Source organism: Streptomyces sp. WZ-12, from assembly GCF_028898845.1.
Classification (GTDB): Bacteria; Actinomycetota; Actinomycetes; order Streptomycetales; family Streptomycetaceae; genus Streptomyces.
In genome coordinates, this window is the sequence record NZ_CP118574.1 from 8,040,324 (window position 1) to 8,064,971 (window position 24,648).

A 24,648-nucleotide genomic window follows, 5' to 3' on the forward strand; every position below is an offset into this window, starting at 1 on the left:
TCACGCCCCGATCCGGACGCAGATGTTGGTGGGTTCGGAGAAGAAGTCCAGGGAGTGCTGGCCGCCCTCCCGGCCGACGCCGGACGCCTTCCGGCCGCCGAACGGGGTGCGCAGGTCGCGCAGGTTCCAGCAGTTGACCCACACGATGCCGGCCTCGATGCGCGGCGCCACCCGGTGCGCCCGGGACAGGTCGCGGGTCCACACCGTCGCGGCCAGGCCGTAGGGGCTGTCGTTGGCGAGCTCGACCGCCTCCTCCTCGGTGTCGAAGGGGGCGATGTGGCAGACCGGTCCGAAGACCTCCTCGGTGACCGCGCGGGCGGTCGACGGCAGTCCGGTGAGCACGGTCGGCTCGGCGTAGAAGCCGTTGTCGCGGTCGTCGCCGAAGACCGGGGCGCTGCCGCCGGCGACGACCGTCGCGCCCTCCTCGACCGCCGACTTGAAGTACGACAGCACCTTGTCGCGGTGGCGCGCGGAGATCATCGGCCCGTAGCCGGAGAGCTTGCGGGCCTGCGCGCCCAGTGCGGTGACGAACCGGTCGAAGACCGGGCGCTCGACGTAGACCCGCTCGGTGCACAGGCAGATCTGTCCGGAGTGGGTGAACGCCGACCGGAGCGTGCCGGCCACCGCCTCGTCGAGGTCGGCGTCGGCGAAGACCAACGCCGGGTTCTTGCCGCCGAGTTCGAAGGAGACCGGGGTGACGTGGTCGGCGGCGGCGCGCATGATGGCGGCGCCGGTGGCCGACTCGCCGGTGAAGGCGATGGCGTCCACGTCCGGGTGCGCGGTGAGGAACTCGCCCGCGGCGCCCGGCCCGTGCCCGTGGACGACGTTGAACGCGCCGTCCGGCAGCCCCACTTCGTCGATCACATCGGCCAGCAGCGTCGCCGTCGAGGGGGTTTCCTCCGAGGGCTTGGCGACCACCGCGTTGCCGGCCGCCAGCGCGGGGGCGACCTTCCAGGTGAGCAGCAGCAGTGGGAGGTTCCACGGCGCGATCACGGCGACCACGCCGAGCGGGCGGCGGACGGTGTAGTTCAGCGCCTGTCCGGTGCCGTCGCTCCAACCGGGCACGTCGGTGAGGTAGGCGCGCTCCGACTGGCCGTAGAGCAGGTCGGCGTAGGCGCGGAAGTTGCCGATGGCGCGCGGGACGTCGACGGTGGCGGCCAGTTCGCGGGGTTTGCCGGTGTCGGCCGACTCCGCCGCCACGAACGCCTCGAAGCGCCGCTCGATGCCGTCGGCGATCATCCGCAGCGCGGCGGCCCGCTCGGTCGCCCCGGCCCGGCCCCAGGGGCCCCGCAGCGCCTGGCGCGCCGCGCGCACCGCCGCGTCGACCGTCTCGCGGGACGCCTCCGGGACCCGTCCGACGACCGTCCCGTTCACCGGGTCGACGAGCGGGAAGCCGCCACCGGTGGCCTCGGGCTCCGGGGGCTGGAACGCCCCGCCGATGTAGTGCGCCGGCTGCATACTGATACCGCTCCTCTCGGGTGGTTCCCGGACCGGTTTCGCCCGCCGGTCCGTGCGCTCATCATTCGTCGCCCGAGATATGCTCGTCCAATACCAATTCGCAAGACAGGTATAGCGATTCGGGTATATCGATGCGGGTGTGGCCGCGGGGTCGGACCCGGTAGGGGTGAGGGCGGGATGGACTTACTGAACGGACGGCTCAAGCTGCGGCACCTGGTGCTGGCGGTGGCCATCGAGGAACACGGCAGCGTGCTGCGCGCCGCCGAACACCTGCGGCTGGCGCAGCCCGCAGTGACCCGGAGCCTGCGCGAACTCGAAGACATCCTGGGCGTGGAGCTGTTCTCCCGCGGCCCCCGGGGCGCCGCGCCGACGCTCTTCGGCGCGGCCTTCATCGAGCACGCCCGCTCCGTCCTCGCCGAACTGCGCCGCGCCGGCGAACGGATCACCGGGCTCGCCGACGGGGAGGTGGGCACGGTCACCGTCGGCACCCTCATCGCCGGCTCCAACGTTCTGCTCCCCAGGGCCATCGCCGCGCTGAAGGCCACCCGTCCTGGCATCACCGTCGTCGTCCAGGAGGCCCCCTTCGACACCCAGGTGCCCCGGCTGCTGGACGGCGAGATCGACCTGATCCTGGGTCGGCTCAACCCCATCGACGACCAGCCGGCGCTGCGCCAACTCACCCTCTACCGCGAGCCGGTGCAGCTCGTCGCCCGCCCCGACCACCCGGCCCGCTCCCGCCCCGACCTGACCCTCGCCGACCTCCTCCAACACCCCTGGGTCCTCCCGCTCCGCCAGACCGCCCTGCGACAGGAACTGGAGGAGGTGTTCCGCGACGCCGGCCTGCCGCTCCCCGCCAACCGCGTGGAGTGCTCCTCGGCCCTCACCGTGCGCACCCTCGTCCGCGACACCGACATGATCGCGGCGCTCCCGGAACTGGTGGCCCGCACCAACGGCGAGGTCCTCCCGCTGCCCATCCCGCTGGAGCCGGTACGCCGCACGGTCGGCGTGACCCTGCCGGACCGGCGCCCGCTCACGCCGTCGGCCCGGCTGATGCTGGATCATCTGGAGGAACAGGCGGTCGAGTTGACCGGGCCGCAGGGGGAGGCGCCGGCGTGAGGGCGCTTGCCTGACACGGAGCGTGGGACGGGGGGCCGTTGGCTCGGACCGGCGCAGTCGGGATAGAACGGGCACAGTAGGTGTGCGGCAGATCCACCACGGGTGCGCGGCACAGTGCGACAGAGCGCGTAACAGTGATGCACGAAGGGTGAGCAGATGACGCAGGACAGCGACCAGATCGTGGCCACGGAGCGGGGCCGGGTCCGCGGCCGGGCCGAGGACGGGGTGGCGGCCTTCCGCGGCATCCCCTACGCCGCCTCGCCCGTCGGCGAGTTGCGGTTCGCCCCGCCCCAACCGTGCGCGCAGTGGTCGGACATACGGGACGCGCTGCGCGCCGGACCCGCCGCGCCCCAGAGCCCGTCCCGGCTGGAGGCGGTCATGGGCCGCCGCACCCCCGACTGGGACGAGGACGGCTGCCTCACCCTCAACGTCTTCGGCCCGCCAGCGGACCGACGGGACGGCCCGCCCCGCCCGGTCCTGCTGTGGTTCCACGGCGGCGGCTTCAGCAGCGGCTCCGGCGGCTGGGACTGGTACGACGGCGCCCGGCTCGCCGCCCGCGGCGACCTGGTCGTGGTCACCGCCAACTACCGCCTGGGAGCGCTCGGTTACCTCCACCTCCCGCAGATCGGCGCGGACAACCTCGGCTCCCAGGACCAGGCGGCGGCGCTGCGCTGGGTACGGGACAACATCGCGGCGTTCGGCGGCGACCCGGACGCCGTGACGGTCGGTGGCCAGTCAGCCGGCGCGTTCTCGGCCCTGGCGCTCGCGACCGATCCGGAGACCAGCGGGCTCGTCCGCCGCGTCCTGCTGCAGAGCGGCCCCTGGGGCCTGCCGCCGCAGGACCCCGCCCTGGCCGCCGAGCACGCCCAGGCATACCTCCGCCTCCTCGACGTGGCCGACCAGCCCGACCCGGGCAAGGCCCTCCGCGCCCTCCCGGTCGACCAACTCATCGCCACCCACGGCACATTGGCCCTGCAGGTCGCCCAGGCGGGCAGCGTCGCCCCGGCGATGTACCCGGTGCTCGGCGGCGCGGGCAACCCCCATGCCTGGCGCGACGCGCTGGCCGCCGGCGCCCTGGACGGCAAGGACCTGCTGATCGGCACCACCCGCGACGAGATGGCCGCGTTCCTGGGCCTGGTCCCCGCCATCCAGTCCCTCAGCCGCGCGGATGCCCTGGCGGGCCTCGCCCGCCTGGCTCCCGGCGACGGCGCGGCCGAGCGGCTCTACCAGCGGTACGCCGACCAACTCCCCGGCGCCACGCCGGGGCGGATCGTCATCGCCGCCCAGTCCGACACCGATTTCCGCAACGGCGCACTGGAGATCGCCGACCACCACGCAGCCGCCGGCAACCCCACCCACGTCTACCAGTTCGACTACGCCGCCCCCGGCGCGGACAACCCCCTCGGCGCCTGCCACTGCGTCGAACTGCCCTTCCTCTTCGGCACGTTCGACGCCTTCGTCGACAGCCCCATGCTCGGCCACCCGGACGCCGCCGCCCGCGCGCTCGGCGACGCCTTCGCCGACGCCGTCGCCACCTTCGTCGCCACCGGCACCCCGCAGGGCATCCCGGCCTACGCGCCCGCCGCCCCCGACCGCGTCCGCCACTTCGCCCCCACCCTGGCACAGGACGCCGGACGCTGACCGCGCGCCCCGGGCCGCCGCAGGCAGCGCCCCCGGTCAGCGACCGGACAGCCCCGCCGCGGCGGCCCGCCGCACCAGCACCGACTGCTGCGCCAGCACCACCACCCCGAAGTAGAACAGCACGGTCACCGCGCCCAGTTGGGCCGCGACCGCGGTGTCGATCAGGAAGTGCTGCCCCAGGCCGACGACCCACAACGCCGCGGTGAGCACCGTGCCCCGCCGCATCACCCGCCCGCCGCGCACCGACAGCCGCACCGTGAACGCGCGCACCGCCGCCAGCACCACCCCGACCGCCAGGCTCGCCACGACCAGGGCACCGTCCCGCCACGACAACGGCGACGAGGTGACATACGCCCCGGTCTCGACCGCACCGATGACGAGCAGCACCAGGCCGACCCGGGACCGCTCCCGCAGCGGCCGCTCGGCGAGCTGCCGGGAGAGCAGCCACACCAGCACGACGGCGGTGATGGCGAGATTGGTGGCGGTGGGATTGTTCATGACCCCCGGGACCTTCCCTACGGCGACGAGCGAGACGGGGCGGCGAACACCGCCCGACCACTCCACCCTGCGGCCCGGCCGCCGCCCCCGGATCGGCCACCGGGTTGGAGAAATGGGTGGAGAAAGGGACGGAGACCACCCCCTCCGGACACCTCCCCGGCCCGCGATCCCGCAGGATGGAGCCGTGCGGAACGACAACGTCACCCCCAGGAGACCGGCCGGCGGGTTCCGGGACGGCCTCGACGCCACCCGGCTCCGCAGGCTCGCCCTGCACGCCCTGGGCCTGGCCCTCGCCGTGGTCCTCCACACCTTCACCGCCCACCCGCCCTGGAACAGCGCCGCGTTCGCCGCACTGCTCGCCCTGTGGGCGGGCACCGCGACCTTCCGGCACGTACTGCCGCGCCCCTGGCCGGACGCGACGTGGGGCGCGCTGCTCGTCGGCGGCGCGGTGCTGGCCGGGCTCAGCCCCACCGACCCCTCCGCGCCGGCGTTCACGGGGGCGGCCGGCCTGTTCATGCTGATCTCGTCCGCCGAGATCCCGGTGCGCCGGACCGGCGCCGCCCTCGCACTCGGCGTGGCCGGCTTCGTCCTCGCCCACGAAGCCGCCGGCGGCAACCCCCGGGTCGCCGTCTCGGTGCTGATCTCCGCCGTGACCGCCGGCGGCTTCGGCTTCCTCGCCCGCCTGAACGCCCTCGACCGCCGGACCGAACGCGGCGCCGCCGAGCGCCGGGCCGAGCACGCCGTACGGGAGGAACGCGCCAGGATCGCCCGGGACATCCACGACGTCCTCGCCCACTCGCTCGGCGGCCTGGTGATCCAACTCGACGCCCTGGAGGCGGTGTCCATCGCCCGCGGCGCGGACCCGGACGTGCTGACCCGGGTCCGTGGCGCCCGCACCATGGCCGCGGACGGCCTGGTGGCCGCCAAGCGTGCCGTGGACGCCCTGCGCCGGCTCCCCGCCGACATCGACGCGGCCCTCGGCGAGATCGTCGCCGGCGTCCGCGCCCAGGGCATGACGGTGGAGGTCGACGTCCGGGGCGAGCCGTCCCGGGTCCCCGAACCGGTCGGCGAGGTCCTCGCCTCCCTCACCGTCGAGGCCCTGACCAACGCCCGCAAACACGCCCCCGGCGCACCCGTCGCCGTCATCGTGTCGGCCGGCCGGGACACCGTGGAACTACGCGTCACCAACCGACTGCCCCCGCCCGCCGAACGCCCGGAACCCGACCTCCCGGGCGGCCACGGCATCCCCGGCATGCGCGAACGCGCCGAGATCGTCGGCGGCAGCCTGACCGCCGGCACGGCGAACGGAGACTGGATCGTGAAATGCCACGTGCCCTATGAGTAACCAACCAACTCAACCGACGCCACCGACTCCGGCAAGCTCACGGAGCGGCCCGATCCGGGTGATCGTCGTCGACGACCAGGCCGCGGTGCGCGACGGCCTGGTGACCATCCTCGACCACGAACCCCACATCGACGTCGTCGGTTCCGCGGCCGACGGCGCCACCGCCGTCGACCTGGCCCGCCGACTGGCCCCCGCCGTGGTGCTGATGGACCTGCGGATGCCCGGCGTCGACGGCGTCACCGCCACTCGCACCCTCACCACCCTCGACCCGGCCCCCGCGGTCCTGGTGCTCACCACCTACGCCGACGACGAGTCCATCGTCGGCGCCCTCCAGGCAGGCGCCGCCGGCTACCTCACCAAGAGTGCCGGACGCGCCCAGATCGTCTCCGCGATCACCGCCACCGCCGATGGACACCGCACCTTCGCCCCCGAGATCGCCTCGGCCATGGTGCGCGGCCTCACGCACCGCACGGCCCTCGAACGCCTGGCCGCGGCACACGCGTTGACGGTCCAGGAGACCCGGGTCCTCCAACTGCTCACCGAGCGCCGCACCAACCGCGCCATCGCCGAGGCCCTCTACGTCTCCATCGCCACCGTCAAGACCCACGTCAACAACCTCTTCGGCAAGCTCCACGTCACCAGCCGCGCGGAGGCCGCGTCCCTGGTCGAACGAGTCCGCGACCAGGGCCTCTAGCCCGCCCCCTCCCTGACACCAACTCCCGGGAAACGCGGATGCGTTGGCTGGCAGTCCTTGACATGATGCGGCCGCATGAAGGTACTCGTGATCGGGGCGACCGGGACGGTCGGCGCCGCCGTCGCCCGCGCGCTGCACCCCTCGCACCAGGTCGTAGCGGCATCACGCAACGGACCGTTGCGGATCGATCTTGAGCAACCCGCCTCCATGGAAGCGCTGTTCGCGGACGTGCCCGAACTCGACGCGGTGGTCTGCTGTGCCGCCGGTGGCCCGCTGGTGGACCTGGCATCGGTGACGGACGAGGCATTCGCCGACGGGATCCGCGGCAAGCTGCTGGGTCAAGTCGCATTGGCCCGACGCGCCGTGCACCACCTACGGGTCGGCGGATCCGTCACCCTGACCGGAGGCACCTTTTCCGCGCCTCTGCCCGGCGGCTCACTCGGAGCCCTGATCAACTCCGGCCTGGCGGGCTTCGTTCGCAACGCGGCCGCCGAACTGCCGCGCGACATCCGCCTCAACCTCGTCAGCCCCGGATGGATCACGGAGACGCTGGAGGACCTGGGCCCCGCCGGCGCGGAGTTGGCCAACGGGGCGTTGGGCACGCCGGCTTCCACGGTCGCCCAGGCATACGTACGGGTCGTGGAGGGCGCGATGAGCGGTCAAGTCATCCACCCGTGAACCGGGGCCCGTGATGCCGCCGGGCCGGCCCGACGTGCGGGTCGCCAGCCACCGCGAGTCCGCCACCCGCGCCTGGGTCCGCGCCCGGCACCTCAGCCTGGCCCGCCGTACAAGTAGCGGGGTTTTAGGCCCAGTTGACGAATCGCCCGCCGCCGGTGCGGTCAGCGGCTCGACGTCATGCAGCCCGTTCTGTCGTGGACCGGCGATGCGGGGAACTGCTGGTGTCGACGGGGAGACGGAGCCTGCCTGTCAGGGCGAGGTAGGCGACCAGGGCGGCGGTGGCGAGCCAGCCGGGCCAGCCGGTGAGGCCCATGTGGAGTGGGTCCAACGTGGCGGTGGGGTCCGCGGCTTGCTTGACCATGCCGACGCTCGCCGTGCTGACGAAGGCGTGGGCGAGCACGGCGGGCAGCACAGACCCGGAGCGCAGCCGCAGCCAGGTGAAGACGGGGAGGATGAGGGTGCAGCTGATCAGCATGGCGGGCACGGAGACGTACCAGGGCCTGCCTGGATACTGGCCACCCATCAGGAGCGTCGGAAGGTGCCAGAGGGCGAAGGCGCAGCCGGTGAGCAGGTAGGCCGGGAGCAGGCGGCTGCCATTCCGGGACCGGGCCAGGCGTGGGAACAGGTAGCCCTGCCAGCCCAGTTCCTCGCCGAAGAAGAGTGGCAGCGACACCGCGATCTGGAGGAGCGTGCTGGCCGCCCATGTGGCTGTTGGCGCCCAGTGCAGTTCGCCCAGCGGGTAGGCGCCCGTTGCGGTGCCGATGGTGAGTGCGGCGACGGTGAGGCCGGCGGGGACGGCGAGCCCCATCAGGCAGGCCCGCACACCCCGGCCCCACGGGCGTGGCCAGCGTAGGGCGAGGGCATCCCGTAGGAGGCCGCCCCGCTCCACCAGCCGGTTGACGAGGATCGCGGCGAGGGCCGGGGCGAACATCGCCGCCGCGATGCACACCTCCGCCAACGCACTGGTCTCCTCCCGTGCGTCACTCCGCTGGAACCCATCGATCAACAGCGGTGACATCGCCGCCCACATGCCCAAGTTGGCGAGCGTGAGGTATACCAAGGGCCCGCGCCACCGGCGGACGGGCTCCTGCCCCACCGAGAGGGCCGAGACGTTCGTCATGGCGAGGACGCTACGGAGCGTCGAGGGCGCAGGGAATCCGGCTGTCCCCTGCGCGTCCCCTCCCGGTACCTCCAGCGGGTGAGGTAGGGCCAGCCCCAACAGGCCGTGTCCGCGGGGGCGTTCAGAGGTGGGTCAGAAGCGCCTCGGTGAAGTGGTCGGTGGAGGAGGTGCCGCCCAGGTCGGGCGTGCGGATGTCCGTCGTGGCCAGGAGGGAGGCGATGGCGTCGGTGATGTCGTTGGCCGCCCGGGGGTGTCCCAGGTGGTCCAGCATGAGTGCGGCCGACCAGATCGCGCCCAAGGGGTTGGCGATGCCCTGGCCCGCGATGTCCGGCGCGGAGCCGTGCACCGGCTCGAACATCGAGGGGAACTCCCGCTCGGGGTTGAGGTTGGCGGCCGGAGCGATGCCGATCGAGCCGGCCACGGCGGCCGCCAGGTCGCTGAGGATGTCCCCGAAGAGGTTGGAGGCGACGATCACGTCGTAGTGGTCCGGGGCGAGGACGAGCTTGGCCGCGAGGGCGTCGATGTGTTCCTGGTTCCACGGAACCCGGGGGTGGGCGGCGGCCCGTTCGGCGACGAGTTCGTCCCAGAAGGGGAGGGTGTGCACGATGCCGTTGGACTTGGTCGCGGAGGTGAGTCGACCGCCGCGGCCGGCCGCCAGCGTGAAGGCGTAGTCGACGACGCGGGTCACTCCGGCCCGGGTGAACACGGCTTCCTGCACGGCCAGTTCCTCCGGGAAGCCGCGGTTGAGGCGCCCGCCGATCTCGCTGTACTCACCCTCGGTGTTCTCGCGGACCACGACGAGATCGACCGCGCCGGGGACCGCACCCCGCACCGGACTGTCGATCCCCTCGAAGACCCGGATCGGCCGCAGATTGACGTACTGCCGGAAGGCGCGGCGGATCGGGATCAGCAGCCCCCACAGCGACACGTGGTCCGGCACGTCCGGGTGGCCGACCGCGCCGAGCAGGATCGCGTCCGCCCCGCGCAGCCGGTCGAGCCCGTCCTCGGGCATCATCGTGCCCTCGCGCAGATACCGGGCGCAGGACCAGTCGTCGTACGAGGTGTAGGCCAGGTCGATGCCGTGCCGGCGGGCGACGGCGTCGAGCACGCGGCGCGCCGGGGGAAGCACCTCGGCGCCGATGCCGTCGCCGGGAATCAGGGCGATGCGGTGGGTCGTCGTCATGCGGTTGATTCCAACAAGCGGGGCTGCGGGGCGTCCAAGACATGATGCCGATCTGACTGATCGGCCGGGGCTATCAGGTATCGGACATCAGCTATCGACGACCGGCGCGGGCGTCCCGCGGTGTGCCCGCCGGCGGTGCTGCCACCGGAGGGTCCGTCGTCGGAGGGTCTGCCACCGGAGCGCCGGTTGTCGGGGGTTCTGCCACCGGCGGGTTGGTCTCCAACGCGGTCTGGACGAACGCCCGGGCGGCCGGGGACAGCACGCCGCGGCGGCTGATCAGGCCGATGCGCAGGACGGTGCGCGGTTCGATGTCCAGTACCCGGGCCCCGGCCCGCTCGGCCAGGCCGCGCCAGGACTCCGCCAGTACGGCCACGCCCACACCGGCGAGTACCAGCGGCAGCACGGACACCCGGTGTTCGGTCTCGGCGGCGACGACGAACGCGATGCCGCGCTCGCGCAGACCGTCCACGTACGCCCGCATGCCGGTGCCCTGCTGGCCGACGATCAGGCGCTGGCCTGCCAACTCCACGCACTCGATGGCTGATTGACCGGCGAAGGGCCCGTCGGCGTCGCCGCCCGGCGCCACCAACACGAAGCGCTGCTCGCCGAGGGGATGCACGACCACGTCCCGGTCCGGCAGCGGGCCCGACACGGCCAGCAGTCCCACCTCGGCCGCGCCGGTGCGTACCCGCTCCACCACCTCCTCGGCGGTGAAGGCGGCCTTGATCGCCACGCACACCCCGGGATGGCGTTCGCCGAAGGCGCGCACCATCGTCGTCAACGGCTCCACCGCCTGCGACGGCATCGACGCCACGTCCAGCCGCCCGGTGCGTAGTTCCTGCACGGCCGTCACGCTCGCCCGGGCCGTCGCCAGGCTACGGACGGCCGCCCGGGCCGGCTCGATCAGCGCCTGCCCGGCCTCGGTGAGCACCGCCCGCCGGCCGATCCGGTGGAACAGCTCGCCGCCCAGGTCGCGTTCCAGCCCCCGGATCGCCTGGGACAGCGATGGCTGGGACACATACAGCGCGGACGCCGCCCGGTGGAAACCGCCCTGGTCGACGATGGCGAGGAAGTACTCCAACTGTCGAATGTCCATGGGGCGCATTCTGACGTGGCGGGGAGGTTCGCGGGCACCGGTACCGGCTCCGGCACGCGCGCAACCGGCGTGACGGGTGGCGGGCGTCGGACGGCGGGCGTCGGACGGCGCGATTCAGGCAGCGGATAACAAGGTGAGCTGCGGTGCACGTGATCTACGGTGGCCGCCCATCGGCCCGTGGAAGGCCACCGCGTGACTGTAACCGTTGGTGGGCGGTGCCCCCTTGGGTCGGATGAAGTGCTCCATCATGTCCATCGTGCTGCCTCCGTTGATTGCGTTGTGGTCAGGGCGCCGGCCCGGGGCCGCGCTCGTGTTCGCCCTTGCGCTCGTGTACGTGTTCGTGTGTGGGACGTGTACGGCGCCTGTCCCTGGTCCCTAACTCCCGGTCCCTTTAGGCCCGTTGTCGGACGCTTCAAGGGGGACGCCTTGAGGCGCCCGTCCCGGCCGCAGTGGGCTACGGCGCTCCGCCCCGCGACGACAGGTCGTCGAGGTGCCTGGCCAGAACATCCACGCACGTTGGTGGGGCGAGGACCTCGGGGTGGAGGACTGCGCTGAAGGCCAGTCCGTCCAGGAGCGAGGTCAGGCGCTCGGTTTCCAGGGTGAGGTCGAGGTGGGGGCGCAGGGCGCCCGCGGCGTCGAGCCGGGTGAGCGCGCCGCGCACCAGGCGCCTGGTGCCCTCCGCGGTCTTGCGTGACAGGTCACGGATCGCCGGGTTGCTGCGGGCGGCGGCGTTGAAGTCCATGAACACGCCGACCTCGGCGCGGCGGCGCTCGTCGAGTGGGAGAAGCTCGGCCAACAGGTCGACGGCGAGCCGGAGTTGTTCCGGGCGGGGGCGGCCGCTGAGGTCGCCGATCCGCTCGACGTGTTCGAGCAGCCGGTCGGTGACCCGGTCGAGCATCGACTGCATCGCGAAGTGCATCAGGTCGTGCTGACTGGCGAAGTAGTGGCGCAGGGAGCCGATGTTGAGGTCCGCCTCGGCGGCGACGGCCCGCAGTGAGGTGCGCTGCAGACCGTCGCGGACGACGACGCGGAACAGGGCGTCGACCACGAGGCGGCGGCGGGCTTCCGGATCCACGTGCTTGGGCATGGAGCCTTTCTATCACGCTTGTGATACAACGGGGTTGCCAGGGAAATATTACGGGTGTGACAGAACGGGTGGAGGTCTTTCCGTGGAGGCGTACCTCAATTTCATGTTGCTCAGGTTCGGCCTGATCGTGGGCGGACTGGTGGTGCTCGCGCTGCTGGTCTTCGCGGTTGCCGTGGTACTCAGGCGCAAGGGGAAACTTGAGGACGCCCGCCGGTACACGGACCCCGTGGTGCGGGCCGGACTCCGGGCCGCCGCCCGCCGGTTCGAGGACGGCGGGAGGTCCCGGGACTCCCGGACCCGACGCTGGGACGGTCGACGGTGAGCGGGCTGGCGATGGGGTCGTCCGAACTCCTACACCACCTGCTGGTCGACCGGGCCATCAAGATCGTCATCGTGGCGGCGGCCCTGGGTGTGGTCGCGTTGGGAATGGCGGCGATCTGGCGATGGGCGGGCCGCCCGCGGGGCCGGCGGGACTGAGGAGGTTGGGGGCGGAGCGGTAGGGCCACGGTGGGGCCAAGAGGCGCCGAAACCTTCTGCGGGAAGTTCTGCGAGAAACCGCGGCCCCCGGCGAACGCCCCGATGCGCCGTCGCCCATGTCCCACGGGGCCCCAGTGCCGAGGACCGGTCGCGTCAGTCGCGGTACTTGGCGCCCGCCAACCGGCGGACCCCCTCGGTGAAGAGATCCGTGGGGAGCTGCCCGGCAGAGCCGATGGACCAGGTGTCGGTCGTGCGGCCTTCCGTGCCGGGGCCGATGGCCAGCACCACCGATGTGCGGTCGGAGCGTACGCGGACCCACTGGATGTCGGCCCAACTCCGGCTGTGGACCTGGCCCTTCTTGTCGTACATCCGCACCCCCGAGCGGTTCGCGAGGAGTGACCTGCGCGGCGCGCCAAGGCCGCGAAGTCCCCCGATGACCGCACCCACGATCCATCCGGGACCGCAGCAGATCACGAAGTACGCGACGGCGCCGACGAGTCCGGTCAGGACCTGCTGGCCGGAGTCCAACCCGGTGTCCGCCCGGAAGAGGCCGCTGACAATGGGCGCGGGGTCCGCCCCTATGGCGTGCATGACAAGCATCGACAGCCACCCCAGGCTGGGGGCCCATGCGCCCATCTTGTCCCGTACGACGTGACCGCCCAACTCCTGGACGCTGACCGACTCGCCGGGCTCCGGCATTTCCCCCGCCCCCTCCCGAACAAGGTCTCCGCGCAAGGTCTCCGCGCAAGGTCTTCGTGCTCATTGGCCGCCGCAGCCGTGCCCTCCGCAACCATGGCCGCCGCCGCAGCCGTGCCCTCCGCCGCTGTGGCCGCCGCCGCAGCCGTGTCCTCCGCCGCCATGGCCGTGGCCTCCGCAGCTATGCCCGCTTCCGCAGCCGCCGCCCCCGCTGCTCCAGTTCCCGGGCCTGCCGTAGCGCTGACCACGTGTTCCGCTACTGCGGCCCCGGGGTGTTCGCCGCGTCGAATAGGTCCGTTGCTGCTGCTGTAGACGCGCTGCCCACTGCTCGTCCCGCTCGCGCCTTTTCTGCTCCTCCTTGCGGATCTTCTCGCGCCGGGCGGCATCCCGATCCGCGCCGTCGGCCGGCTGCCACGGGTCGAGGTCGTCGTAGCGACGGGGGAGCAGCGGGGCGACCGTGACACCCGCATACGTGCGCTCCGACGCGGGGAACACGATGCGTTCGATGACGGCGTACTCCAGGGCGACCTCGGAGCCTTCCCAGAGCGCGCCGTACAGGACCGCCTCGAACGGTTCGCTGCGCGGGTCGATGTCGTAGTGCCCGTCGCTGACTCGGTAGGTCGAGCTCGTGCCCAGAAGACGTGCCGTGCGGTCGGTGTCCCGGTCCTTGGGGAAGTACGCGATCAGGGGCCGCCCCGAGGTGGTGCGGGCATCCGGATACAGCCAGTGGTAGCCGTCCGGCGCGATCCGTACGCCCACCAACAGGGCCGGCTGAGGCTCCGCGTGCAGGCGACGCGCCGCCCGGAAGGCAACGTGTCCGCGCCCGTACACAGTGGTGCCGGCGACGAGGAACAGCAGGGCGGCGACCTGCTGCCCGACGGCGTTGTACGCGGGTGCGCGATCCGGTGCCGTCAGGCTTTTCACGAGACCGTGCGTGAGGATGGCGCAGGCGACGAGGCAGAGGACGAGCCCGAGGTAGAACTGCGGGTACCCGCGGTAGTCGTCCGTCTCGGGCACCCGGTCCGGGAGTTCGAGCCGGCGCGGGCCGGCCGCGGCGAGCGCGAACGCCCGCTGCTTGCGGCGGGCCCGAAGTCGCAGGCACGCCCCGGCCAAGGCCCATGCGGAGGCGGTCAGGGCCAGGACGTATCCGCTCGTGGCCAGGTGGTCGTCGGTGTCGGTCAACGCCACGGACACCGCTGCGTCCACCGCGACCACGACCGCCGCCGGCACGGTCGGAACCGGCAGGTACCGGTACCACAACGGCAGCGCGACCAGCAGGACCAGCGCGGGATACCCAAACCAGTCGGTGCCGCCGGGCGCCGACCCGCCACCGCTCCAACGCGAGGCCGAGAACCCTGACGTCAGAACGTACGAGGCGGCGACCAGGAGGACGAGGATCCAACTGCCCACGACCGGAGCGAAGGCCGCCGGCACGCGAGCCTTCCTCCAGCGCTCGGCGTCCGCGACGGACCAGGACGCCACGCCCCCCTCGGGCAATGCTCCCAGAGGCAGACGCTTGACGTAGTCGCCACCCACGGTCCACTCCTTTCACGCCACGCGCCGGACAGCCGCGGCTGCGCACCGCCTCGCCAACTTCGGTCCGGGCCACGGCTTTGCGCGAGAGCCGGCTATCCCGGTCTGCCGGCGCGTGCCGCACCGGCGCAACGCCGCACGGGTCCACCGGTCCACCGGAGCACCGGTCCATCGGTGCCTGTGAGGAGGCCGCGCTCTGGTCGAGCAACTCCCGCCCGAAGGGTGTGCCCGAGGATGCCTATGGTGGGAGCGGTCGATGAAATCGCCGTGAAGCAGCGAAGGAGACGCAAGGTGGTTGGGCAGTCGCCCCGCGCACGGCCTCGGCCGGCGGTGCATCGTCACCGGCAAACTGGTTCGACAGCCGACAGCCGACAGCCGACAGCCGACAGCCGACAGCCGATTCGGCCGATCCGATCAAGTGACGTACAGTTGGCCCTGCCGTCGCGGGGTGGAGCAGCTCGGTAGCTCGCTGGGCTCATAACCCAGAGGTCGCAGGTTCAAATCCTGTCCCCGCTACTCAGAGGGGAAGGCCCGGTGTCTGCCGGGCCTTCCCTGTTTTTCGGTGTGAAAGTCTGGGAGCTTGCCTTTCGGCGCGGGAGTCTGGGAACTCCAGCCGAAGGATCAACTAAGCGTTGATAGCGGCCAGTCTGGCGACTCACCGAGTGGACTTGTGCGGCCCCTCGGGGGCAGGTGCCAACTATGAGCCGCTGGTGAAGCTGGTGGCCCATACCTCGACAAATGCGCCCTGGCGAACGTGGTCGACCTCGAACCCGGCACCGGCAACGACAGCGGCGAACGCCTCGGCGTCCCAGACCGTGTACCAGCGGCGCCCGTCGGGCTCATCGAGCCAGCCGGTGCGGCCGACGGACTTGAGGCACGCGTACAGCTTGCCGCCGGGGCGCAGCAGCCGGGCGAACTGGCCGAGTACGTCCACGGTTTCGGGCTCGCGCAAGTGCACCAGCGAGGCGCAGGCCCAGATCCCGTCGAACGTCCCGGCCGGGAACTGGGACCCGACCTCACGTAGGTCGCACTGTGAGGTCGGTGCGTGGGCACTGGCCATCGCGACGAACACCGGGTTGAGGTCGACGCCCCGGGCACTGTGACCGTGGTCGGCGAATCGCGCGAGGTCGCGTCCGGGGCCGCACCCGGCGTCCAGGATCTGCGAGGGCGTCGGCAGCGAGTTGGCGAACCGCTCGACCCGATCGGCCATCTTGGGGGCGTGGTTGGCAGCGTAGTCGTCGGCGTGGTCGCTGTAGACCGCGACAGACTCCGCAGCCGGGTCGATCAGCGGCTCGCTGTCGCTGTTGGTGTTGGTGTTGGGTGAAGTCACTCGCAGATCCTGTGGCGACGGGTCTGACATCGGACCTTCTCTACTGGGCAACGCAAGGGTCTCGGATTACCCCGTGAAGACGCTCGGACAACGGTGGGCCGTGCCCAAAGCGCTGGTGGATCCACAACGCCGGTTCCCGTGGCGTCAGTTCACCGGCCAGCATCCGGACGGCGAGCGTTCGTGCCGCCGCTTTCTGCCCGGCGAGACTGCCAACTGGGTAGAGGGCAAGCCCCACCCATCCGCCCCCAAAGAGCACAGGCACGATTCAGGGGAGGCGGGCCAGCAAGTGCGCGTCGAGGAAGCCGCGTTCGGAGGCCGGATCGTGGACCAGCCGGGCGAACGGGACGAGGCCGGCGCCTGTGAGCAACTCGGCGAACTGGTCCACCGGCCAGCTGTAGGCGGGCGTCACTTTGTGGTCGAAGCGGACCGGCTCCGGCCCGTCGGTCGCGAAGAAGGGGACCAAGAGCAGGCCGCCCGGTGCCAGGACACGCACCTGCTCGGCGAGCAGCGCGGGCAGTTCCCCAGGCGGGGTATGGATCATCGAGTAGTGGGCCAGCACGCCGCCGACCGTGTCGTCGTCGATCGGCAGGGACTCCATCCGCGCCTCGTCGAACCGCAGCGCTGGATTGGCGCGCCGGGCGTGATCGACCATGCCCGGAGAGAGGTCGAACCCGGCGGCTTCCAGCCCCAGTTCGTGCAACATGGCCGTCAGATGCCCGGGCCCGCACCCGACATCGACCGCCCGCAGGTTCCCCGTCGCACGCACCAACTCGGCGAAGGTTCCGATCATGTTCCGCGAGAACGGCTGCGTCTCCAGCCGATCCGCGAACAACGACGCATACAGCTCGACGACCCCGTCGTAGGCCGCCCCGGTCTCGTCCTGGTGCTCCATCACGGAGAAGGAAGCTAGCATCCGCGCACGTTCGCAGCTTCTCCGCCCCCGTACCGCCGCTCCGGGAGCGACTGGCCAGTCACATGGCCACGGGGCGAGCCGGCGAAGCCTGCCGTCCTGGGGCCGGGAGCGGCGGCACGGCGGGTGCCGATTTCCGACGAGTCGCCTGTCTTCGGCAGGATGGGTGCCATGGTTGAGATCCACACCCCCCGCCTCCTGCTCCGTCAATGGCATGACGACGACCTCGTGCCCATGGCCGAGATCAACGCGAACCCTCGGGTCATGCGCTGGATCGACGACGGCTCGGTGCGCGACCTGGACCACACTGCCGAGGCCATCGAGCGATGGGAGGAGGAGTGGGACGAGGAGGGCTTCGGGCTCTTCGCCGTCGAGTTGCTGGCCTCGGGGGAACTGGCCGGCTTCACGGGGCTGTACGTGCCTGAGTTCCTGCCGGAGGTAGGGCCCGCCGTGGCGATCGGCTGGCGGCTTGGCTCACAGTTCTGGGGCCAGGGATACGCGTCCGAAGCTGCCCAGGCCACGCTGGAGTTCGCGCTCCAGGACCGTGGCCTCGACCACGTCATCAGCATCAGTCGGGCGGGTGACGCCGCTTCCGAGAACGTCATCCGCAAGCTCGGAATGGTGCTGGAGCGCGAGACGGTCCACCCGGAGTACGGCTACCCGCTGCGCGTTCACACCATCGACCTCACCGAGTACCAGGCGTGAGGAGCCTCGCGACGAGGGCCCAGGCAAACCTCGCACTGTTCGAGCACATCGATGAGTGCGAGGAGCCGCGGCGCAGCCAGGGGCGGGTCGGGTGGCTCAGGTCGATCGGATCGAGTTCGAGGAGAAGCGCTGCGCCGACCAGGCAGCGGCCGAATAGCTGGGTCTCAATCCCCGTCGATCATCCCTGGCCCGCTGACCGAAATCTCCCGAACCATGGGGAACCTTAGGGCTGGCCGCCGACTGGCCGGCCGGCGCGGTCAACACCGCCCGCCTCCACAGCCCCAGCAGCAGGCGCCGATGACTTGGTCGACGCCCTCGCCTTCCTCGCTGACGCCGGCCGGATCGCTGACGAGGCCCGCACTGCCGGACACGAGGCCCTTGGCCATACCGAGGACGCCGAGCCGCTACGTTCTCCGGCCGCCGAACTGCGCGACGAGAAGTGATGCCGCGGTGAAGATGGCGGGGCGACAACCCCTGGCGGGGGCATGCCGGCATCCTGCCGCTGTCTTGGGATGTCCTACGCGGAGCCGGGCTCGATGATGTCGGTGGCGATGCAGGCGAAGCGGGCGATGTTCCGTGGGCAGAGCCACCCCTCCCGGGAGTGGTACTCCGTCCACTCCGCGGTCGGGTCCGCCACTCCGCGGAGCTGCTCCACGCGGTCGAGGTCGACTTCCTCCTCGTGGTTCAGGTAGGGGTGTTCGTCGTGCGTGCAGGGACGGTCGCGTAGTGTGCCGTCGGTCGCTCGCAGCGCGGCGAGAGCTTCAGGTTTGCCGGTGTCGGCGATCGCGTAGTCGAGGTGGGGGGCCATCAGCACCAGGCCGAGTGCCCAGGCGTACGCCAACTCCCCATCCGGGTCCGCCGCCCCGCCGCCCCTCACCGAATTCGACCATGGGAGAGGACTCAGTACCCGATGTCCATATGGCCCTCGATCGTTGCCGTACTCGGAACCCTCGCCGGTGCCCTGGTGGCCGGACTCCTCCAGCACCGTTCGGCGCGCACCGCACGCGCCGAGCAGCGCGCCGAGAGTCACCGCCAGGACCAGCTCGGTGCCGTCACTGACTTCGCGGCTGCCCTGGACGCGCACCGCTCGGCGATCTTCCACCGGGAGCGCCTGGCCCTGAGCGAGGCAGGCACCGAGCACCAGTTGGAGGCGCAGACGAGGTCCCACGACACCCGGGCGGCGATCACCGCGCCCCACATCCGCCTCCAGGTCCTGCTCCCCGAGCTGGCCGGCCCCGCCCAGCAGGCCGCAGATGCCACGTACGCGCTGCGCAAGGCCACCGATCGCGCCGAGCTGGACGCCCGGCGGCATGCGGCCAAGGAAGCCTCCGTGGCCTTCGTCGCCGCGGCCGCTGCGTTGCTGAACCCCGGCAACCGCGATTGAGGGCGACACCGCCGGCGTCCTGCGCCGGGGTAGCGCCCAGTGCCACGGGCCGTCGAGGTTGGCGGTCGCTTGCTCTTCACACAGCTGAGGTTGGCTGCGTTCGCAGTCGTGTCTGGATTACCAGCTCGTTCATGTCGGCGGCGGCATCCGTCGCCGTCGGTAGCGTGGTTGACCGCTCGGCCTCGTCCAGCGTCGCGTGGAGGGCATCGACATCGGTCGTGATGCGCTCGTGGGTGGGGGCACCGTCGAGCGTGGAGAGGCGTCCGTGTTCGGCCGCGGCTTTTGCCGTGACGAGGTCTCCGACGTAGTTCGGTGCCCGCACGGTGTCCAGCAGCGTCGGCAGGTCTGCCTGGACTTCGTGGGCGCGCATCAGATGAATGCCCGTGAGCAGGACGCGGAACGTGTAGAGCAGCGGCTTGAGTTCGCCGGTCTTCTCGAAGAGGCGCCACTGCTTCGTCGCGAAGCCGCGGTAGTGGCGGGTGTGATGCACCGTCAGGAGGCGCGGGGCGAGGCCGACGAGGGCGGTGTGCTCGGGTGTCGTGTGCACCACTAGTGGGGAGAGGAGTTGCTCCAGGACATAGCCGTTGGGGCGGAGCAGGAGCCTGGCGAACTTGGCCAGGTCGTGGGTGACCAGGTCCATCTCCAGGCCGTCCGCGTCCCACATGCGGGACCGGGTCTCCGGCGCGGGCGTCAGCCCCAGGACGTCGCGCAGGGGCAGCACGTGGACGCCGCGCAGGTCGACGTCCGAGTCGCGGGACGGGAAGCCGTAGAGGTGGGCGCCCGAGACCGTGGCGAACAGCAGGGGGTGCCGCTGTTCGGCGACGACGTGTGTCAGGTCCGGTAGGCCGCTGACGGTGTGCGTGGTCATGCGGGGCTGCCTTCGTTGGTCAGGGAGCGACGGCGGACCGAGATCAGCCAGTCCTCCACGCGGGTGGTGTCGGGGAGTTCGGGGAGCGGGCTCGCAGCCAGTGTCTGGTCCAGGCGTGCGGACAGCCTGTCGCGCCAGGCGCAGACCTCGTCCCAGGGCACTTCGCCGCGGCGTACGGCCAACAGGCGTTCGCGGTACGGGCCCGTGTCGATGTGCATGGTGCCGCTCTCCAACAGTGAGGCACCGCTGATCATCAGGCGGAGCATGTGCATGAGGTGCTTCCAGCGCGGCTCGCTCCCGCGTTCCCGGCGGTTCTCCGCCTTGACGAACTGGGCGTTGGCGTACCGCGCGAAGGTGGTGTATGCCTTGCGGGAGAGGAACGCGGGGGCGAGGTGCCGTAGTTCGGCGCCGAGTGCGGTGTGCTGTTCGACGAGTGGGCTGTGCAGGACTTCGAGGACGTTGGGATTGTTGGCGAGGGCGAGCTCGCAGAACCGCTCCACCTCCCAAGCGAACTGCTCGGGCAGCGGGCCTTCCACGTGGGTGGGCGGTTTGACCATGCGCCAGAAGTCGGCGGTGGGCGCGACGTACACACCGCGGCGATCGACGTCCGAGGCCGCCGTGGCAAGCCCGAACGCGCGCGAACCGACCACCACCGACAGGATCGTGTGCTGCTCCACCAAGTACTGCCGCGACGCTGGCATGCGGCTATTTTCGTAAGAATGCCGCGATGAGCCAAAGGATTTCTCGGTGCTCGGTGCTCGGTGCTCGGTGCTCGGTCACGAGTCAGGGACCGGGGGCGGGCCGGCGGCCCGGTCGGGCCGGGCGTGGCACATTTCGAGGCGCGGAGTGCCGTGCGTGACCAGTCGTCAGCGGTCAGGCGTGGGGCGTCGTAGTGGGTCGGGGGTGCAGGATCCCGGACGTGGTTGCGGCGACCAGGCAGAGTGCGACGGGCAGGAAGAGGGTGAGGTTGAGCGGTACGGCGTGGGTGAGTGGGCCGATGACGGCGGGGCCGGCCAGCATGCCGAGGTAGCCGAGTCCGGCGACCCGGGAGACGTTGGCGCCGGCGTTGTCGGGGTCGAAGTGGCCCGCGGCGCTGAAGAGTTGGGGGACGCAGCCGGACAGTCCGGCGCCGAACACCGCCCAGCCGGTCAGGGCCAACGGGACCCAGGGAGAGAGGGCCGCCACGGTCAGGCCGGCGGCGGCCGTGCCGGCGCCGTAGCGGAGCACGGCCACCGGGCCGACGCGGGCGGCGACCCGGTCCGCCAACAGGCGTCCGAGGGTCATGGCGGTGGCGAACGCCCCGTAGGCGAGGGCGGCGGTGGCCGCGGGCGCGTCCAGGACCGTGCGGAGGTGGAGCACACTCCAGTCGTTGGCGACGCCCTCGCACAGCATGATCAGCAGGGCGAGGGTGGCCAGGATCCAGATGTGGCGTGGAGTGGTTCGTCGGGGGTGTGGGGTGGGGGCGGTGGCGTCTGAGGGCGTGGAACTCGGCGCCTTGCGCAGCGAGTTGACGGGAGAGTCGGCCTGTGGGCTGGTGCCTGGGGCGGTCGCCGGGAGCAGTGCCGGTGCGGCCAGGGCGGTGACGAGTAGGCCCAGTGCCGCCACGGAGGTGAGCGTCGCCGCCGGGCTCCAGTCCAGGGTGAGCGTGCGCGCGCCGACCAGCGAGGCGAGCACGCCGCCGATGGAGTAGGTGGCGTGGAACGCGGACATGACCGGTCGTCGGTAGCCGCGCTCGACCTGGACGGCATGGGCGTTCATGCCGACGTCCAGACAGCCGTTGCCGAGTCCGAGGAGGAGCAGCGCCGCCCCCAACGTCCAGGCGTGGGCGGCCAGTCCGGGCAGGACCAGGGTCACGCTGCACAGTGCCGCGCCGAGCGGTACGACGGTGCGGGCGCCGAAGCGGTCGGCGAGCGGCCCGACGAGCTGCATGCCGACGAAGGCGCCCGCGCCGAGCAGCAACAGGAGCCAGCCGAGCACGGCGTGGTCGATGCCCACCCGCTGCTCGATGCTGGGGATGTGGACGATCCACATTCCCATCAGGAAGCCGTTGAGGGCGAAGTAGGCGAAGGTGGTCGCCCGTGCGGCCCGCAGCCGACGTGGCGGTGCGCCCGGTCGCGAACCTCCTGCGCCCGTCCCCGGTCCTGGCCTCGATCCCGGCCGTGTCTCCGGTTGTGCCTGAGAGTCCATGAAATGAACATAGCGAACATAATTCATGTGCGGAAGTTGCGTTGCGAACATGCTGGATGTTCAATGTGGGCATGTCTGGAACAGCGAGACTGAGGCAGATCACCGAGGCCGTACGCGATGCGGGGAGTGTCGGCGTCGCGGAGCTCGCCGAGTTGACCGGCGCCTCGGAGATGACCATTCGCCGTGACTTGGAGGCGTTGGCCGCGCAGGGCGTCCTTGAGCGCTACCGCGGCGGGGCCAGGAGCCTGCTGCTGCGCGGGGAGGAACCGCCGTTCGCGCTGCGCGCGCAGGAGGGATTGGAGGCCAAGCGGCGGATCGCCGCCGAGGTCGCCGGGCTGATCGCGGACGGTGAGTCGGTCGTCCTTGACAGCGGGACCACCTGCCTGGAGGTGGCTCGGGCGTTGGTCCCTCGCCGGCTGACGGTCATGCCGCTGTCGCTGCACGCGGTCAACGCCCTGACCGGCGGCCCGCAGCTCACCCTGCTGGTGCCGGGCGGGCGGCCGCGCCCGGGGGAGTTGGCGCTGACCGGCCCGTTGACCGAAGCCTCGCTGACCGCCCTGCGCTTCGACACCGCCGTCCTCGGCTGCTGCGGGCTCACCGCTGAACACGGCCTGACCGCTTACGACTTGGACGACGCCGCCGTCAAGCGTACCGCGATCGGCTGCGCCCGCCGCGTGATCGCGGTGGCGGAAGCCGGCAAGTTGTCCCGTACTGCCCTCGCTCATGTCGCGCCGGTTGACGCCCTGCACGCCGTCGTCACCGATGCCGTCCCGGACGACCGGACGGAGCGACTGGCCGCGGCCGGCGTGACCGTGCGGACGGTGTGAGCGGTGGTGCCGGGCATCGTTCTCTTCGACCTCTTCGGCGTGCTCGCCTGTCACCAATCGGGGGCGGGGCGGCGGGAGTTGGTGCGGTTGGCCGGCGTGTCCGGCTCGGAATTCCGGGACGCTTACTGGGCGTTGCGGGCCCCCTACGACCGTGGTGACGTCGACGGACCCGGCTACTGGCGGCGGGTCGCCGACCGCCTCGGCACCCGCTTCGACGAGCGGCGGGTCGCCGAGCTGATCGCCGCCGATGTCAGCAGTTGGAGCGCCGTGGACGACACCATGGTGGGCCTGGTTGCGGAGTTGGCGGCGGGCGGGCGGCGGCTCGGGTTGCTGTCCAACATCCCCGAGGAGCTGGCACGTTACTACGAGAGCCACCATGCCTGGCTTGACCGCTTCGAGGTGCGCGCCTTCTCCTGCCGGATCGGCCGCGCCAAGCCCGAAGCGGCCGCCTACGACTGGTGCCGGCGCGCCCTGTCCGTGTCGCCGGAGCGCATCCTGTTCGTCGACGACCGCGAGGAGAACGTCCGGGCCGCCGAAGCGGTCGGGATGCACGGCCATCTCTTCACCACTCCGGAGCGGCTGCGGGATCGGCTCGGCACGTACGTGGGAGGCGGCGGGGCGGAAGGGGGCTGCGGGGGACTGTTGGGCAGGCGGATCGGGACGCCCGGTGCGCGGTCGTCAGTTGACTGGGACGCCCGGGCTGGCGAAGGCCCGTCCGAGGTGCCTGGCTTACCGGAGATCCGTCAGCCGAGACCTGGCTCACCTGTCCGCAACATCCCCAGACGGAACACCTAGCCCGCCCTCCCGGACCGCTCGCTGAGAAGCTCGATCAGCAGTGCCAGCGGCGGCCAGTTCAACCGCCCGTGGCGGGCCACCGCGTGGGCGCGCAGTACCACCTCGGGGGCGGTCAACGGGACGAGGCGGACGCCGGGGACGGTGGCGATGTCGGCCGGTAGCAGGCTCACGCCGAGGCCCGCGGTGATCATGCCCTGGACGAGGTCGAGGTTGTCGGCCCGGTGGGTGATGCGCGGGGTGAAGCCGGCCATGGAGGCGAGCGTGCGGATGGCGGCGTCGTCGGCGGTGTTGCGGGAGTTCACGATCCAGTCGTGGGTGGCGAAGCGGGCGAAGACCTCGGCCGTCGTCCCGGCGTCGGCGGTGGCCTCGGAGGCATGGTCGGGGACGCCCAGGCCCCAAGGGGCGGTCCACAGCGCGGTGGCGCGGACCGCTGGGTCGAGGGTGGCCGGCGCGAGGTTGTAGTCGTAGGTGAGCGCCAGGTCCGTCTCGTCCGCGGCCAGCAGTTCCAGGGCCTCGGCCGGCTCGTGCTCGCGGATGAGGAGGTGCAACCGCGGGTGGCTGGTGGCCAGTTCGGCGGCCAGGGGCAGCAGGTGGGCGCGGATGGCGCTGGCGAAGCCGGCGATGCGCAGGGTGCCGTTGGGTTCCGCGCCGGGGGCGAGGTCGAGGTGGGCGGCCTCGACGGCGCCGAGGATGGTCACGGCGTGCTCGGCCAGGCGGCGGCCGGCGGGGGTGAGGCGGACCTTGCGGCCGTGCGGTTCGATCAGGGCGGTGCCCATCTCTCGTGCGAGCACGGCGAGCTGCTGGGAGACGGTGGAGGTCGTGGTGCCGGTGGCCTCGGCGACCGCGCGCATCGAGCCCAGCCGGGAGAGCTCCACCAGCAGATGCAGTCGACGCGTTTCCATTGCTCCATTGTTCAGGACATCGTTGCCCCCGTTGTTCAGGACATGGTTGCTCGATCGTTCAGGACATCGTTCAGGATGGCCGAACGGAACGTCCATGATCGGCACGTGGACGCGAACG

Annotated in this window: 27 protein-coding genes and 1 tRNA gene; 13 read left to right on the forward strand and 15 right to left on the reverse strand. The window is 71.6% G+C overall.

Annotated elements, in window-relative coordinates:
- The gene (locus PV796_RS35235; RefSeq protein WP_274917803.1) at positions 1–1,458 is read right to left on the reverse strand and encodes a 2-hydroxymuconic semialdehyde dehydrogenase; all 1,458 of its coding nucleotides are present in this window, start codon (positions 1,456–1,458) and stop codon (positions 1–3) included.
- 177 nt (positions 1,459–1,635) lie between these two features.
- Between PV796_RS35235 and PV796_RS35240 the strand changes: the two genes are divergently transcribed.
- Both PV796_RS35240 and PV796_RS35245 read left to right on the forward strand, forming a co-directional pair.
- Positions 1,636–2,574, forward strand: coding sequence for a LysR substrate-binding domain-containing protein (locus PV796_RS35240; RefSeq protein ID WP_274917804.1), 939 nt, complete (start codon positions 1,636–1,638; stop codon positions 2,572–2,574).
- Positions 2,575–2,730: 156 nt separating this feature from the next.
- Positions 2,731–4,215 (forward strand): carboxylesterase/lipase family protein, encoded by a 1,485-nt coding sequence (locus PV796_RS35245; RefSeq protein ID WP_274917805.1) that lies wholly within the window; start codon positions 2,731–2,733, stop codon positions 4,213–4,215.
- Positions 4,216–4,251: 36 nt separating this feature from the next.
- On the opposite strand, the gene PV796_RS35250 is transcribed toward PV796_RS35245, so the two are convergent.
- Positions 4,252–4,713: a hypothetical protein gene (locus tag PV796_RS35250; protein ID WP_274917806.1), complete on the reverse strand. Its 462-nt coding sequence runs from the start codon at positions 4,711–4,713 to the stop codon at positions 4,252–4,254.
- 184 nt (positions 4,714–4,897) lie between these two features.
- Here PV796_RS35250 and PV796_RS35255 point away from each other — a divergent pair, with 184 nt between their 5' ends.
- The 3 genes from PV796_RS35255 (at position 4,898) to PV796_RS35265 (ending at position 7,430) form a co-directional block, all read left to right on the forward strand.
- Positions 4,898–6,058: a sensor histidine kinase gene (locus PV796_RS35255; protein ID WP_274917807.1), complete on the forward strand. Its 1,161-nt coding sequence runs from the start codon at positions 4,898–4,900 to the stop codon at positions 6,056–6,058.
- Between the two features lie 58 nt (positions 6,059–6,116).
- A complete protein-coding gene (locus tag PV796_RS35260; RefSeq protein WP_274917808.1) occupies positions 6,117–6,752 on the forward strand; it encodes a response regulator transcription factor in 636 nt (211 codons plus the stop codon).
- 75 nt (positions 6,753–6,827) lie between these two features.
- The gene (locus PV796_RS35265) at positions 6,828–7,430 is read left to right on the forward strand and encodes a short chain dehydrogenase (RefSeq protein WP_274917809.1); all 603 of its coding nucleotides are present in this window, start codon (positions 6,828–6,830) and stop codon (positions 7,428–7,430) included.
- 175 nt (positions 7,431–7,605) lie between these two features.
- On the opposite strand, the gene PV796_RS35270 is transcribed toward PV796_RS35265, so the two are convergent.
- The 4 genes from PV796_RS35270 to PV796_RS35285 form a co-directional block, all read right to left on the reverse strand.
- On the reverse strand, positions 7,606–8,550 hold the full coding sequence (locus tag PV796_RS35270; RefSeq protein ID WP_274917810.1) for a CPBP family intramembrane glutamic endopeptidase: 945 nt from the start codon (positions 8,548–8,550) through the stop codon (positions 7,606–7,608).
- Between the two features lie 121 nt (positions 8,551–8,671).
- Complete coding sequence (locus PV796_RS35275) at positions 8,672–9,733, reverse strand: tartrate dehydrogenase (RefSeq protein WP_274917811.1); 1,062 nt, start codon at positions 9,731–9,733, stop codon at positions 8,672–8,674.
- A gap of 91 nt (positions 9,734–9,824) precedes the next feature.
- Positions 9,825–10,829, reverse strand: coding sequence for a LysR family transcriptional regulator (locus PV796_RS35280; RefSeq protein ID WP_274917812.1), 1,005 nt, complete (start codon positions 10,827–10,829; stop codon positions 9,825–9,827).
- Positions 10,830–11,283: 454 nt separating this feature from the next.
- Positions 11,284–11,916 carry a TetR/AcrR family transcriptional regulator gene (locus tag PV796_RS35285; RefSeq protein WP_274917813.1) on the reverse strand — a complete coding sequence of 211 codons (633 nt, stop codon included), beginning with the start codon at positions 11,914–11,916 and terminating at the stop codon, positions 11,284–11,286.
- Between the two features lie 103 nt (positions 11,917–12,019).
- On the opposite strand from PV796_RS35285, the gene PV796_RS35290 reads away from it, so the two are divergent.
- The gene (locus tag PV796_RS35290) at positions 12,020–12,238 is read left to right on the forward strand and encodes a hypothetical protein (RefSeq protein ID WP_274917814.1); all 219 of its coding nucleotides are present in this window, start codon (positions 12,020–12,022) and stop codon (positions 12,236–12,238) included.
- Positions 12,235–12,393: a hypothetical protein gene (locus tag PV796_RS35295; protein ID WP_274917815.1), complete on the forward strand. Its 159-nt coding sequence runs from the start codon at positions 12,235–12,237 to the stop codon at positions 12,391–12,393. The genes PV796_RS35290 and PV796_RS35295 overlap by 4 nt, the downstream gene beginning before the upstream one ends.
- Before the next feature lie 153 nt (positions 12,394–12,546).
- Here PV796_RS35295 and PV796_RS35300 read toward each other — a convergent pair whose 3' ends face one another.
- Positions 12,547–13,092: a hypothetical protein gene (locus tag PV796_RS35300; protein WP_274917816.1), complete on the reverse strand. Its 546-nt coding sequence runs from the start codon at positions 13,090–13,092 to the stop codon at positions 12,547–12,549.
- Positions 13,093–13,152: 60 nt separating this feature from the next.
- Positions 13,153–14,625 carry a hypothetical protein gene (locus PV796_RS35305; RefSeq protein ID WP_274917817.1) on the reverse strand — a complete coding sequence of 491 codons (1,473 nt, stop codon included), beginning with the start codon at positions 14,623–14,625 and terminating at the stop codon, positions 13,153–13,155.
- A gap of 439 nt (positions 14,626–15,064) precedes the next feature.
- On the opposite strand from PV796_RS35305, the gene PV796_RS35310 reads away from it, so the two are divergent.
- Positions 15,065–15,138, forward strand: a tRNA-Met gene (locus tag PV796_RS35310).
- 181 nt (positions 15,139–15,319) lie between these two features.
- Here the strand turns inward: PV796_RS35310 and PV796_RS35315 are convergent.
- Both PV796_RS35315 and PV796_RS35320 read right to left on the reverse strand, forming a co-directional pair.
- A complete protein-coding gene (locus PV796_RS35315; protein ID WP_274917818.1) occupies positions 15,320–15,952 on the reverse strand; it encodes a class I SAM-dependent methyltransferase in 633 nt (210 codons plus the stop codon).
- A 265-nt stretch (positions 15,953–16,217) separates the two neighbouring features.
- Positions 16,218–16,847, reverse strand: a complete 630-nt coding sequence (locus PV796_RS35320) for a class I SAM-dependent methyltransferase (RefSeq protein WP_274919358.1) — start codon at positions 16,845–16,847, stop codon at positions 16,218–16,220.
- Positions 16,848–17,033: 186 nt separating this feature from the next.
- Between PV796_RS35320 and PV796_RS35325 the strand changes: the two genes are divergently transcribed.
- Both PV796_RS35325 and PV796_RS35330 read left to right on the forward strand, forming a co-directional pair.
- The gene (locus PV796_RS35325; RefSeq protein ID WP_274917819.1) at positions 17,034–17,567 is read left to right on the forward strand and encodes a GNAT family N-acetyltransferase; all 534 of its coding nucleotides are present in this window, start codon (positions 17,034–17,036) and stop codon (positions 17,565–17,567) included.
- Positions 17,568–17,869: 302 nt separating this feature from the next.
- Positions 17,870–18,010 (forward strand): hypothetical protein, encoded by a 141-nt coding sequence (locus tag PV796_RS35330; RefSeq protein WP_274917820.1) that lies wholly within the window; start codon positions 17,870–17,872, stop codon positions 18,008–18,010.
- 74 nt (positions 18,011–18,084) lie between these two features.
- Here the strand turns inward: PV796_RS35330 and PV796_RS35335 are convergent, their stop codons facing one another.
- Positions 18,085–18,444, reverse strand: coding sequence for a hypothetical protein (locus PV796_RS35335; protein WP_274917821.1), 360 nt, complete (start codon positions 18,442–18,444; stop codon positions 18,085–18,087).
- 33 nt (positions 18,445–18,477) lie between these two features.
- On the opposite strand from PV796_RS35335, the gene PV796_RS35340 reads away from it, so the two are divergent.
- On the forward strand, positions 18,478–18,951 hold the full coding sequence (locus PV796_RS35340; RefSeq protein WP_274917822.1) for a hypothetical protein: 474 nt from the start codon (positions 18,478–18,480) through the stop codon (positions 18,949–18,951).
- Between the two features lie 76 nt (positions 18,952–19,027).
- Here PV796_RS35340 and PV796_RS35345 read toward each other — a convergent pair whose 3' ends face one another.
- The 3 genes from PV796_RS35345 to PV796_RS35355 all read right to left on the reverse strand — a co-directional run bounded on the left by PV796_RS35345 (position 19,028) and on the right by PV796_RS35355 (position 21,856).
- Positions 19,028–19,819: a nucleotidyltransferase domain-containing protein gene (locus tag PV796_RS35345; RefSeq protein WP_274917823.1), complete on the reverse strand. Its 792-nt coding sequence runs from the start codon at positions 19,817–19,819 to the stop codon at positions 19,028–19,030.
- A complete protein-coding gene (locus PV796_RS35350; protein ID WP_274917824.1) occupies positions 19,816–20,520 on the reverse strand; it encodes a nucleotidyltransferase domain-containing protein in 705 nt (234 codons plus the stop codon). The genes PV796_RS35345 and PV796_RS35350 overlap by 4 nt, the downstream gene beginning before the upstream one ends.
- 172 nt (positions 20,521–20,692) lie before the next feature.
- Positions 20,693–21,856: an MFS transporter gene (locus PV796_RS35355; RefSeq protein WP_446750708.1), complete on the reverse strand. Its 1,164-nt coding sequence runs from the start codon at positions 21,854–21,856 to the stop codon at positions 20,693–20,695.
- A gap of 221 nt (positions 21,857–22,077) precedes the next feature.
- Here PV796_RS35355 and PV796_RS35360 point away from each other — a divergent pair, with 221 nt between their 5' ends.
- Both PV796_RS35360 and PV796_RS35365 read left to right on the forward strand, forming a co-directional pair.
- Positions 22,078–22,833, forward strand: a complete 756-nt coding sequence (locus PV796_RS35360; protein ID WP_274917826.1) for a DeoR/GlpR family DNA-binding transcription regulator — start codon at positions 22,078–22,080, stop codon at positions 22,831–22,833.
- A 6-nt stretch (positions 22,834–22,839) separates the two neighbouring features.
- Complete coding sequence (locus PV796_RS35365) at positions 22,840–23,628, forward strand: HAD family hydrolase (RefSeq protein ID WP_274917827.1); 789 nt, start codon at positions 22,840–22,842, stop codon at positions 23,626–23,628.
- Here the strand turns inward: PV796_RS35365 and PV796_RS35370 are convergent.
- Positions 23,625–24,530: a LysR family transcriptional regulator gene (locus PV796_RS35370; RefSeq protein ID WP_274917828.1), complete on the reverse strand. Its 906-nt coding sequence runs from the start codon at positions 24,528–24,530 to the stop codon at positions 23,625–23,627. The genes PV796_RS35365 and PV796_RS35370 overlap by 4 nt on opposite strands.
- Positions 24,531–24,648: the final 118 nt, after the last annotated feature.

Coding starts and splice junctions, on each gene's coding strand:
- PV796_RS35290 (WP_274917814.1), top strand. CDS start 12,020: ATGTTGCTCAGGTTCGGCCTGATCGTGGGCGGACTGGTGGTGCTCGCG.
- PV796_RS35280 (WP_274917812.1), bottom strand. CDS start 10,829: ATGGACATTCGACAGTTGGAGTACTTCCTCGCCATCGTCGACCAGGGC.
- PV796_RS35285 (WP_274917813.1), bottom strand. CDS start 11,916: ATGCCCAAGCACGTGGATCCGGAAGCCCGCCGCCGCCTCGTGGTCGAC.
- PV796_RS35300 (WP_274917816.1), bottom strand. CDS start 13,092: ATGCCGGAGCCCGGCGAGTCGGTCAGCGTCCAGGAGTTGGGCGGTCAC.
- PV796_RS35275 (WP_274917811.1), bottom strand. CDS start 9,733: ATGACGACGACCCACCGCATCGCCCTGATTCCCGGCGACGGCATCGGC.
- PV796_RS35265 (WP_274917809.1), top strand. CDS start 6,828: ATGAAGGTACTCGTGATCGGGGCGACCGGGACGGTCGGCGCCGCCGTC.
- PV796_RS35270 (WP_274917810.1), bottom strand. CDS start 8,550: ATGACGAACGTCTCGGCCCTCTCGGTGGGGCAGGAGCCCGTCCGCCGG.
- PV796_RS35340 (WP_274917822.1), top strand. CDS start 18,478: ATGTCCATATGGCCCTCGATCGTTGCCGTACTCGGAACCCTCGCCGGT.
- PV796_RS35250 (WP_274917806.1), bottom strand. CDS start 4,713: ATGAACAATCCCACCGCCACCAATCTCGCCATCACCGCCGTCGTGCTG.
- PV796_RS35325 (WP_274917819.1), top strand. CDS start 17,034: ATGGTTGAGATCCACACCCCCCGCCTCCTGCTCCGTCAATGGCATGAC.
- PV796_RS35235 (WP_274917803.1), bottom strand. CDS start 1,458: ATGCAGCCGGCGCACTACATCGGCGGGGCGTTCCAGCCCCCGGAGCCC.
- PV796_RS35350 (WP_274917824.1), bottom strand. CDS start 20,520: ATGCCAGCGTCGCGGCAGTACTTGGTGGAGCAGCACACGATCCTGTCG.
- PV796_RS35245 (WP_274917805.1), top strand. CDS start 2,731: ATGACGCAGGACAGCGACCAGATCGTGGCCACGGAGCGGGGCCGGGTC.
- PV796_RS35240 (WP_274917804.1), top strand. CDS start 1,636: ATGGACTTACTGAACGGACGGCTCAAGCTGCGGCACCTGGTGCTGGCG.
- PV796_RS35370 (WP_274917828.1), bottom strand. CDS start 24,530: ATGGAAACGCGTCGACTGCATCTGCTGGTGGAGCTCTCCCGGCTGGGC.
- PV796_RS35355 (WP_446750708.1), bottom strand. CDS start 21,856: ATGGGAATGTGGATCGTCCACATCCCCAGCATCGAGCAGCGGGTGGGC.
- PV796_RS35360 (WP_274917826.1), top strand. CDS start 22,078: ATGTCTGGAACAGCGAGACTGAGGCAGATCACCGAGGCCGTACGCGAT.
- PV796_RS35345 (WP_274917823.1), bottom strand. CDS start 19,819: ATGACCACGCACACCGTCAGCGGCCTACCGGACCTGACACACGTCGTC.